We start from the raw sequence: 10,180 nt of genomic DNA on the forward strand, positions 1-10,180 counted from the left end.
TCCGGGCCGTCGCAACCCGCTACGACAAGCGGGCCTACGTCTTCCATGGCACGGTCACCGTCGCAGCGATCCGCCTCTGGCTCCGACCATGATCCACCGGACAGAACCTAAAGGCTGTCCCGCATGTCGGCTACTGAGGTCTCGCGGCAGACTGTCGCCCGTCGTTGACCTTGTTCGGGTGCTGGGGCGTTTGTGTTTGAGCGTGAGACGGTCCGTTGGGTGGACTATGAAGCCGGACAGCTCCCAAACTGCCGGGCCGCCATCCCTGCCCGAACACCTTCTCCAGAAGCGGCCGCGCATGTATCGATCGGGAGGGATTCCGTCCGCACGCCGGGTGCGGCTCCATCCCCGGTAGTCTGGAGCCCGACTCGCACGGCCACGGGGGGATGATGGTTCGAGCGCTCCTGCTCGGAGTTGGGGCATTTCAGAGTACGGTCGACGAGGAGTGGACGCCCACGTCGGAGGACTTCACGCCGTTGCCGTCGGTCGAACCACGGGTACGTGAACTCGGCGCCGTGCTCTCGTTCTTCGAAGGGCTGGACACCGGCGCGCCGGTGATCGATGGGGACCGGGCCGGCGTGGAGGCGAGCTGGCGCGCACTCCGGCGCGACTCGGCAGGCCAGCCGTGCGTCGTCCTCTTTGCTGGCCACGGGGTCACGCGCGGCCGGGTGCTGTACCTGCCCGTGCACGACAGCCGCCCGGGCGACCTCCCGGGTTCGGCGATCGATGTCGGCCGCTGGCTCAACGAAGTCGAACACGGCTCCGACCCCTCGCCAGTCCTGTTTCTGCTCGATGTCTGCGGTGCGGGTGCCGCTACGGACTTCCAGGTCTTTCAGGACGTTCCCGAGGCCGACCGCAGGAGCTGGGTGATCGCCGCCTGCGCCGGGGACGAGAGCGCCTTCGGCGCGCGGTTCACCCAGGCCACAGCCCGTGTCCTCGAGCGGCTCCGCCTGGGGGACCTGGACATCTCCCCAGCACTGCCCCACGTACCGGTGGAGGCGTTCGCCGACGAGATCGCGCGGGAGCTGGTCAGCCTCGACGCGGGATACCCGCAGACCGTGGTGCACTCACCGCGCCGGGCCGCGTCGATGCCGGTACCGGAGTTCTTCCCGAACCCGGCCTTCAGTACCGACGGCTGGCTACGGCTCCGTAACCGGCTGCGGTCGGCTCTGAGGGAGCTGGCGTCGGAGTTCGACCCCGGCCTGGATCCGGTGCACTTCCTCACCCGGGCATCCGGGCGCCCGCACGACGACGCCGCGATGACCGGCTGCCTGTTCACCGGGCGGACCCGTGAACTGGACCTGGTCCGCGCCTGGTTGGCGAGCGACGAACCGCTGATGCTGGTCACCGGGAGCCCCGGCTCCGGAAAGTCCGCGCTGCTGGGCGTGACGGTGTTCCTGGCGCACCCCCAGCTCGCCGAACTGAGCACGCTCCTGACCAGTCGAATCCCCGCGCAACACCGCCCGCAGCGCCGGTGTCCGACCCTCGTCGCGGTCCACGCGCGCCACCGGAGCATGGACCAGGTGATCGCCTCGATCAGGGCCCAGCTCGCTCCCGAGGGCACCGCTCCGGCCGCGGCCGGCAGCGACGAGAAGGCCATGGAAGAGCTCCTCCTTGCCGCCGAGAACCTGCCGGAACCGGTGGTGCTCGTCCTCGACGCAGTCGACGAGGCCTCAGAAAGCGCCCGCATCGTCGACGGCCTGCTGCGCGAGCTGCTGTACCGGGACCGCGCCGACGGCCGCCCGCTCTTCCGGGTGCTCGTGGGGATACGCCCGCCGCAGGCGGGCAACGCCCTGCTCCACGACGACACGCTGCTCCGCGACGACGCAATGCTCTACGAGGCACGCGACCACGGGGTCCTGCTCGACCTGGACACCTCGACAAGTGGCGAGGATCTCGCGGAAGACCTCGCCACCTACCTCTCCGACGTCCTGTCCGGCGTGGCGCACTACGGGGACGAGGCCGTCCGCGAGCCCGTGGCCCGTGCGGTTGCCACCGCCATCGCCCGCCGGCCCGACCGCGGCACGTTCCTCCTCGCCTCGCTCTTCGCCGACTTCCTGCGAACCGGCGCACCACTGGGTCCGGAGGAGGCGGTCGCGCTCCTGCCGCCGGACCTTCCGCACCTGCTCGAACTGCGCCTGCGGGCCACGCTCGACACAGACCCGTGGATGCGTCACCTGATGGTGGGGCTGGCACAGGCGCGCGGCCAGGGCATGCCGCTCGAGCTGGTGGTCGCGGCCACCACCGCGGCCGCCGCGGCGGCACACCAGGAGCTGGGGGCGCTCCTTCCCGGCCGGGCCCGCGAGCTGCTCGCCGCCGCCCGCTTCTACCTGCGCACGACGGTCGACACGGACGGCCGTCAGCTCTACCGCTTCTTCCACGAATCGCTCGTCGAACACTTCCGCGGCACCGCAGCCGATCCCGACGGCCTCGCCGTCCTCCTCTTCGAGGAGCTGCTGTCGGCGGTTCCCGGGCAGCACTCCGCCCAGGCACCCCGGTGGGACCTCGCAGCGCCGTACCTGCTGCGACACCTCATGGACCATGCCGCCGCCGTGCCCGGTGGTTCCGCCGTCGACCAGCTGTTCCTGGATCCGGAGTACCTGGTCCGCGCGGATCACACCGCCGTCTGGCGTGCCGTTCACCGGGCGAAGGCCCCGACGGCGCGGCGCGCCGGTGTCGCCTACCGAACGGCCTTCGGACGCTTCGGCCTCGGCGGCTTGTCGGGCCGCTCCGCAACGTTGGAAGCACGCCGTCCGCTGCTCCGGCAAGAGCTGGTCACCTACGGCGCGGCCGGGATCGCCCGCCGCCTCGACGACGCCCGGGACGCGCTCCGCCCGCAATGGAGCACCGGCCTGGTGGAGCAGTCGCTGCTGCACGTCATCGACGAGTCCGATCTGGGCACCTCGGTGTCGGCCGTGGTGCTGACCAGCGTCGACCGGCGGCTGCTCGCGGTGATCGGCGGCGCCGACGGCTCCCTCCAGGCGTGGGACGTCACACCCGGCCCCGGGCCGGCGTGGCGACACTTCTCGGTGCCCCCGACGGCCGAGGGCGGCATCACCCATCTGGCCGTGGCGGACCTGGCCGAGCGGTCGGTGATCGTCTCGATCACCGACTGGAACACCGTCCGGCTGCACGATCCCGCCACGGGCACCACCGTCGGCGAGACCCACCTCGACGGTGCCCGGGTGTCCGCCTCGACCGCCGTCGGCACTGGGGACGAAACAGTCCTCGCAGTCGGCCGGGTGACCGGCGAGATCAGCGTGGTCGGCCTGCTGGACGAGGAACTCGGCAGCGTCCTCCAAACCGCGGACGCCGGGGACACCGCCGTCGCCTCGCTGCTGGGCGTGGAGTCGCCAGGCGGTTCCCTCGGCTTCCACGTGCTCTCCGCCGATCGCGACGACCCACGAACGATGGTGCTTCGCGAACTGGACGGGCGGCCCGTCGTCCTCTCCACGGACGGCCCGCGCCAGGAGGTGCGCATCCATCACAGCGGCTCGCCCGCCCCGCTGTTCTCCCTCGTCGCGTACGACCGCCAGTTGAGCGCCTACCGCACGAACGGCGAAACGGTCCAGACGATCACGCTGCCCAAGGACCGGGCACTGACGTTCGCCGATGTCCGGCGACTCGACCGCCACTGCCTCGCACTGACGGCCCATCGGGACGGCAGCCTCCGGGTGTGGGACCTCGACGTGTGCCCCCGGTCCGGGCACGGCCAGAACCTCTGGCACCCCGTCACGGTCCTCGGCACCGTCCTGCTGGACGGATCGGAACTCGCTGTCAGCGCCGATCTGACCTTCGGCGAGGTCAAAGCCTGGGACGTGGACTCCGGCTCCGAGGAGCACGGGCTCAGCGGACTCGGGAGGCTCACCCACGCCGCCGCCGTGACCGTCCAGGACGCGGCCTACGTCGTCACGGCGACCAGGGAGAACGAACTCGACACCTGGAACCTCGCCGACGGCACCCTGGAATCGACGATCCCCCTTCCCGATCCGGTCACCGCATTGGCCGCCCTCCCGTACGAGACCTCGGTCCGCGTCGTGGTCGGCTGCGCCGACGGCACGATCCAGGTCCGGGACTCCGCCGCGGAGTCGTCACCTCGCGTCCTCACCGGTCCGCAGGGCCCGGTCACCGCATTGACCGCCTTCGAGGCGGACGGCGAGACCATGCTCATCAGCGTCCACGACGAACGGCACGTCTGCGTCTGGTCGTTGGCCGACGACACCTTGCGGCAGTCGCTCACCCTGGACCGGGTCGGAGCGATCGGGGCGGCAGGTGGACGCCCGTACGCGGCCGAGCGGTCGTCGGGCGGCGGCCGGGTGCGGGTCCGGGACCTCCTGACGGGCACGTGCCTGGGCACCGTCGCCGCGCGTGATCCGCGAGCGATGACGATCGCCCAGGTGGACGGCAGAGTGACTCTCGTGGCCGCCACCAAGGAGCCAGTGCTGTGGGCGTGGGACGCCCGGTCCGGCGAGCCGCTCGGGTCTCCGGCCCCCGTGCGGGAGCCGGTGCACACCATCACTCCCCACGCCGGCGGCGTGTTCACGGGCAGCCGGGACGGCCAGGTCGCGGCGCTAAGGTGGGCCCGTACCGCGAACGCTGCCGAGACACGGCCGACACGGCCCACCGTCGACGTCACCCACGTCCTGGCCTGGCTTCCGGGCGAACTCCTGTGCGGTGACGCCCACGCGGACGGATGGGAGTTGTACACCACTGACGAGTGGGAGGGAGGAGTGCCTCCCTCCCACGATGCGGTCTGCACCCGCCCAATGACAGCGACGGCGGCCGAGCTCCAGGATGCCCTCCTCACCGTGCTCGAACCCGACGGATTCGAGGTCGTGCGCCTGGAAGCGGGCCGGTACGAGATCAGCAGGGTCAACGGTGTCACCGACGGCGGGCCGTGGACGTTCCCGGCGTACGCCGTGTACTGCCACCCGGAGGAGGGATCAGGGCAATGACGATCGTCGCGGTGCACGGCATCGCCAACCACCAGAGCGGCCGCTCACCGGACGAGGCTGCCGCCGAACTGTCGACACAGTGGGGGCCCAAGCTCCGACGGGGGTTCACGTCCGCCGGGCTCGACGACCATCCGCTCCCGCCCCTGCACGTCGCGTATTACGCCCACCACACGATCGCCGCCGAGCGGCAGGCCGGCGTCCCGAACCTGAACTCCCTCGGTGAACAGGAGCAAGCCATCGTCGTCGCCTGGGCATTGTCCATGGGTTCGCCGACCCTGCAGGAGCGGCAAGGACTGGCCACCGCGCCACTGCGGCAGCTCCTGTCCTGGGTCTCGCAGCGGCGCGGCATTCCCCTCACGACCGTCACGCGGCTCGCCGTCCGGCTCGCGGGCGAGGTCCGCCGCTACCTCCACGTTCCGGAGGTGCGGGCCGCCGCCCAGTCCGTGGTGGCCGAGCTGATTCGGCGGGCACGTCCTCAGGTGGTCCTGGCCCACTCCCTCGGCTCGGTCGTGGCGTACGAGGCGCTCCATGCCCACCCGGACCTGGCCGTGGACTGCTTCGTGACCCTGGGCTCTCCGCTCGGGCTGCCGGGCGGGGTCTTCGACCACCTGGTCCCCGCACCGCTCGCCGACCGCGGTGCGCGGCCGGCCGGGGTCGGCTACTGGGTGAACCTCGCCGACACGGGTGACCTGGTCGCGATTCCCCATCGGCTCGGCGACCGGTTCCCGGTATACCAGCACGCCGACACACCCATGGGCACTCTCGACTTCCACACCTTCGGAACATACCTGTCCTCGCCGCTCACCGCTGCGGCCATCGCGCCGTTCGTCGGGCAGCCGCAGATCCCCGACCGCGTCGGGAAGAGCTGACTCGCCGCAGCCACCAGCGGCATCAATCGCGGCGGCGCGGCGACCGTACCCGTAGAGGCTGACTTCTGTGGTGAGCTGGCCTTCTCACGTCATCGGACTCGGCTACCAGTGGTCGGCAAGCTGCCGGCCAAGCGTGGAGCGGTAGATCCGGCGCCGCCGCACCCGGTTGTCGTTCCAGCCGTTGGACGATGCGTTCCGGTGGAGGACGACCATCTGGACATGGGGAACAGTCCAACAGACCTGCTTCGGCTACCGGCGTTCCTGATCGATCAGTTCGATGTAGCGACGGTACTGGTCATCGGCGGCGTGCCTGTTTCTAACGAGGGTGCCCTCTTCCATGCGGTAGGTGCGGTCGGGGTCACCACGGAAGGAGAGCCAGTTGAAGCTGGTGGCGATCCAGGTGTCGTCGAAGATGAGGATCTTCGCGTGAGTGGATTTCAGGCGAGCGACTGTGAGCTTGGCGGGGTAGCGGTGGGCCAGATTCTCAAGCTTGCGGACGGCTGCGGGGTCGGTTTTGGTGTCGTTGTCCTGGTAGCCGTAGGCGATGTGGGCGGTGGTGCCGCGCTTGAGCCGGTTCTCAAGCTTGCTGAGGAAGTCGGTGGTGATGATGGCGTTCTTGATCCAGGGGGAGATGATCAGGATGCGCTGCCGAGCTTGGGTGAGGGCTTCGTCCAGTAGGTCGGGGTGCTCGAACACGCTGATCGCGCGGACCTGATCGCGCTGTATTGCAGGTCCGGTCTGGCTTTGATCATCCGATTGCTGAATACCGAGCTGGGCTGCTGCCTGGTCAGCGCGTTGCCGGGTGGCCTGCGACAGGTCGATACGGGCGCGCTCCAGGTCCGGGGCCAGCGCGGGACGTTCGGGCGCGGGCTCGACCTGGATACCGAGAGCCTTGGCACCGCCGTGGCTGAGCAGAGCAATCTCGTGGGCATGGCTGAGCTCCCCGTCCACAACGACGCCGAGCTGGATGTCAGTGCGCTCAGGGTCTGCATAGACGAGGAGTTTGGCCGGCATGACGCGGCGGGCCTTGGCCTGGGTGATTCCGCGGACCAACAGGACTTCGCGGTTGGTGGTCCCGCGTTCGCGCAGCAGCGCGTTGATGTCGGGGACCGGGATGTCGCTGGTCTCCACGACCCCGGAATGGGGCGCGGGTAGCACGACGACGCCTTCTTCCTCGGCCTGGCGGTGGGGGATGACCGTGTGGCGGTCGTAGGGCTTGGCCCTACCGAGAAGCTGGTCGTAGACGAGTGGCTGGCCGACCTGCACGGGAGTAATGGCGGCCATGTCGCGGGCGGTCTGCTGACCGCGGACTGTCAGGCGCAGCCTGTGCGCGACTGGCTCAGCACCGCTTCCGAGCCGGGGTAGCGCGTAGGTGAGCAGATCGTCGGAGAACTGCCCGGCGATGGTGTGGGTGACCATCCGCTGCGGCAGGCCGAGGATGCCGGCGATGGCTTCCTCGGTCTCGACGTTCTCGCCGACGAGGTGAAGGACGAATTCCTGTAGCAGGGGCAACGGCTTGCGGTCCTGGGCGAGGATGTCCGCGGTGACCAGGGCAACGGGGATGCCGGCGTCGACGATGGCGACGAGCTCCAGTCCCTGGCGGTCATTGTGGAAGCGGATGTGCAGGAGGCTGTTCTCGCTAAAGGTAGGCATCGCGGACCTCGCACTCCTGCGGGTGGCTGGACATGTAGTCGAGGACATCGCGCAGCGCGCCGCGTTTGCTGCGGCAGAACGCCGCGTCCCCCACCACGATGAGGCCGAAGCGGGCCCGGGAGAGCGCGACGTTGATGCGCCGCCAGTACGGTTCGCCGAGGAAGCCGAAGTCTGATCGGTCGTTGCTGCGAGTGACCGAGAAGACAGCCAGGTCACACTCTCGGCCTTGCACGGCGTCGACGGACAGCACCTCGACTGCCAGGTGTTTGAGCCGGACCTCGGCAAGTTGCCGATTGAGTTCTTCGACCTGTCGGCCGTAGGGGGCGATGGCCAGGACGTCCAGCTTGCGACCGGGCGGGGTCTTGATCAGCTGCCGGTCAATGGCCCTGTCGATTGTCTCTAGGCGCTTGACCGCGAGCTTGGCCTCGGTGCGATTCGAGATGCTCGTCTCGGTGCTGGTGCGCTCCGACTCGCGGCGACTGGGGAGTTTGGTGGTGTCGAGCCACAGGACGGGCTTGTTGATCTGATCGTAGCCGGGCAGCGTGTGGGGGTTGGGCGACAGGAGCTTACCGCCGTAGAAGCAGGTCGAGATCATGTTCCCGATGGCGGGGGTCATGCGGTACTGCTCACGCAGCAGGTGCTGGACGGGATGGGCAGTGTGGGTGGCCAGGTACTGGAACAGGGTGGTGGTTACCAGTTCGGGGATGAGCTGGTAGTCCGCCATGATCTTTTTATCGCGCAGGAGGTCCTCATCGATGGGCGGCAGTTGGCGAGTGTCACCGACCAGCACCCAGCGCTGGGACCGGGCGAGAGGTACGAGGGCCTCGGTCGCGGTGGCCTTGGAGGCCTCATCGAAGATGCACAGGTCGAACTCCAGATCGCGTGCCGCCGGGTGTCCCAGGAAGCCGATCGCGGTTCCACCGACGACCTGCCGTGTGCGCAGGAACTCGGCAAGCAGATCCTGGTCGGTGCTGATGCGCTGCAACCACTGTCCTTGCAACCGCAGCAGCCGCATCAGATCCTGGCCGCTTCCGGTAGGGCCCAGAAGGGCCTCCACAGCGTCCCGGGCCTCACCAGGAGTGAGATTCTCCCGCAAAGTGAGGTCACCTGCGAGAACTCGCTGCGCCTCGACGTACAACTCGCGGCGCTGGTCGAGAAGCTGGTCGCGCCGGGCCCGGACAGTAACGAGTTCTTCGCCGAGATCGCGAGCAGAGGTGGTGCGTTCGGGTGCGGGTCGGCTGTTGAGCTCTTCGAGCTTGAGGGTGACGTGGTTCAAGTCGGCGGCGACCGAGGCGAGTTCTTCCAGAGTGAGGGCAGCCTTGAGGTGGCGCGCTTCCACGCCGCCGCGGTTGGCGACGCCGTCGAGGTAGGACTCTGCACGGGCCCGTACCTGCTGGGTCCACTTCTTGACCTGACGGTCCAGCAGAAGGTGCTGGGCGCTTTCAGCGACTCTAGGGTCGTCGGGCCGTCCGAGGCGCACCAGCCCCTGAACACCGGCTTCCTCGATGCGGCGCAGTGCGTTGTCGATGGCGATGTGGGTCTGACTGACGATGAGGATGCGCGCGTTGGGATCACGTTCGAGGGTCTGTTCGACGATCTCGGCGATGACGGTCGTCTTGCCCGTTCCTGGCGGTCCTTCGACGAGCAGGAGGTCCTGGGAGCCAAGAGCGTGCTTGACCACGTCGCGTTTGCTCTTGTCCAGATCCTCGCGGAACCAGTGGGTGATCTCGGCGGGTGGCTGGGAGGCGATGGCGGCGGGGTTGTCGATGATGTCGCGCAGAAGTCGGTTGGTGCTCTGCCCGGCCATGACGGTGGTCAGTGCGTCCCGCTGTCGGTTCAGGGCTTGCTGGCTGGGGCCGAGGAACGGCAACAGCACGCCCCGGTCCGGCACTCTGGCGGTGGGGCGGGTGAAGCGGATCGCCACCGTCTCCTCGGACTGGACCGTGACTTCGCCGCGCTCTACCGGCCTGGCCTGTGCGAAAGGAGCGATGGACCATTCTTCGCCGACCGGAGGAGCGGTACCCGGCTTGGCCAAATGGAACACCCGAGTGCGGCCGGTTCCGGTGACCCGGTCGTAGTCGAGGACCTGGCGTCCGCCGGCGGCGACCTCCTCGCGGGCGTCCAGGAGCCTGCGCCACCCCTCGAAGAGGTCTCCGAGGCTGCGCGCCTGTTCGTCCTGGTGCTCCTCCTTCCGGCGGGCGAGGTGGTCGTCGAGGTGATCCAGCAGAAGATTGCGGCCCTGGTAGGCGGGTTCCTCGCCCGGGTCGTCGAAGATCCAGGTGAGGGCCGGCGGAAGCGCCAGGACGTGCTTTCGCTGTCGGCTCATCCACTCGTCGGGCTTGGAGAGAGCCTGGACGATCACAGAACGCTCGGGGTACTGATCGTCGGAACGCAACCGCAGGAACCAGGACTTGCCAAACAGACGCAGGGTGCTCTGGTCGACCTCGTCGGTCTGCGGGTTGTAGCCGTAGTCGACGTGCACGATGCCGGACAGATCGGCGAGGACCGTATTCTTGGCTTGGGCCCAGTCCGGTTCTTCGTCCTCGGGCGTCTCGGCGAGCTTCGCGGCCGCAGAGCGAGTGAGCTTCAGCCAGAAGAAGTTGCTCTTAGAGGGTGTTCGGTAGGGGAATCCCCCCAACTGTCCGGCTTTCACTGGCGCGGCACGGACTCGGTTCCAGGATCCCGTAGCGGCCGGGCCCGCGT

General features: G+C 68.9%; 4 protein-coding genes. 2 read left to right on the plus strand and 2 right to left on the minus strand.

Annotated elements, in window-relative coordinates; all coding sequences use genetic code 11:
• Positions 1-515 precede the first annotated feature (515 nt).
• Both ACFXOZ_RS40825 and ACFXOZ_RS40830 read left to right on the plus strand, forming a co-directional pair.
• The gene (locus tag ACFXOZ_RS40825) at positions 516-4,955 is read left to right on the plus strand and encodes an AAA family ATPase (RefSeq protein WP_380595100.1); all 4,440 of its coding nucleotides are present in this window, start codon (positions 516-518) and stop codon (positions 4,953-4,955) included.
• Entirely contained in the window at positions 4,952-5,824 is an 873-nt protein-coding gene (locus ACFXOZ_RS40830; protein WP_380595102.1) for a serine peptidase, read from the plus strand. Before ACFXOZ_RS40825 ends, ACFXOZ_RS40830 begins: the two co-directional genes overlap by 4 nt.
• 249 nt (positions 5,825-6,073) lie before the next feature.
• Here ACFXOZ_RS40830 and ACFXOZ_RS40835 read toward each other — a convergent pair whose 3' ends face one another.
• Both ACFXOZ_RS40835 and ACFXOZ_RS40840 read right to left on the minus strand, forming a co-directional pair.
• Positions 6,074-7,477: a hypothetical protein gene (locus ACFXOZ_RS40835; protein ID WP_380595104.1), complete on the minus strand. Its 1,404-nt coding sequence runs from the start codon at positions 7,475-7,477 to the stop codon at positions 6,074-6,076.
• Complete coding sequence (locus ACFXOZ_RS40840) at positions 7,464-10,130, minus strand: DEAD/DEAH box helicase (protein WP_380595106.1); 2,667 nt, start codon at positions 10,128-10,130, stop codon at positions 7,464-7,466. Before ACFXOZ_RS40840 ends, ACFXOZ_RS40835 begins: the two co-directional genes overlap by 14 nt.
• Between the last annotated feature and the right edge of the window lie 50 nt (positions 10,131-10,180).

Source organism: Kitasatospora sp. NPDC059160 (assembly GCF_042755465.1).
Classification (GTDB): Bacteria; Actinomycetota; Actinomycetes; order Streptomycetales; family Streptomycetaceae; genus Kitasatospora.

Excerpts from the sequence above, each read along its gene's own strand:
- ACFXOZ_RS40830 (WP_380595102.1), top strand. The coding sequence starts at position 4,952 with ATGACGATCGTCGCGGTGCACGGCATCGCCAACCACCAGAGCGGCCGC.
- ACFXOZ_RS40835 (WP_380595104.1), bottom strand. The coding sequence starts at position 7,477 with ATGCCTACCTTTAGCGAGAACAGCCTCCTGCACATCCGCTTCCACAAT.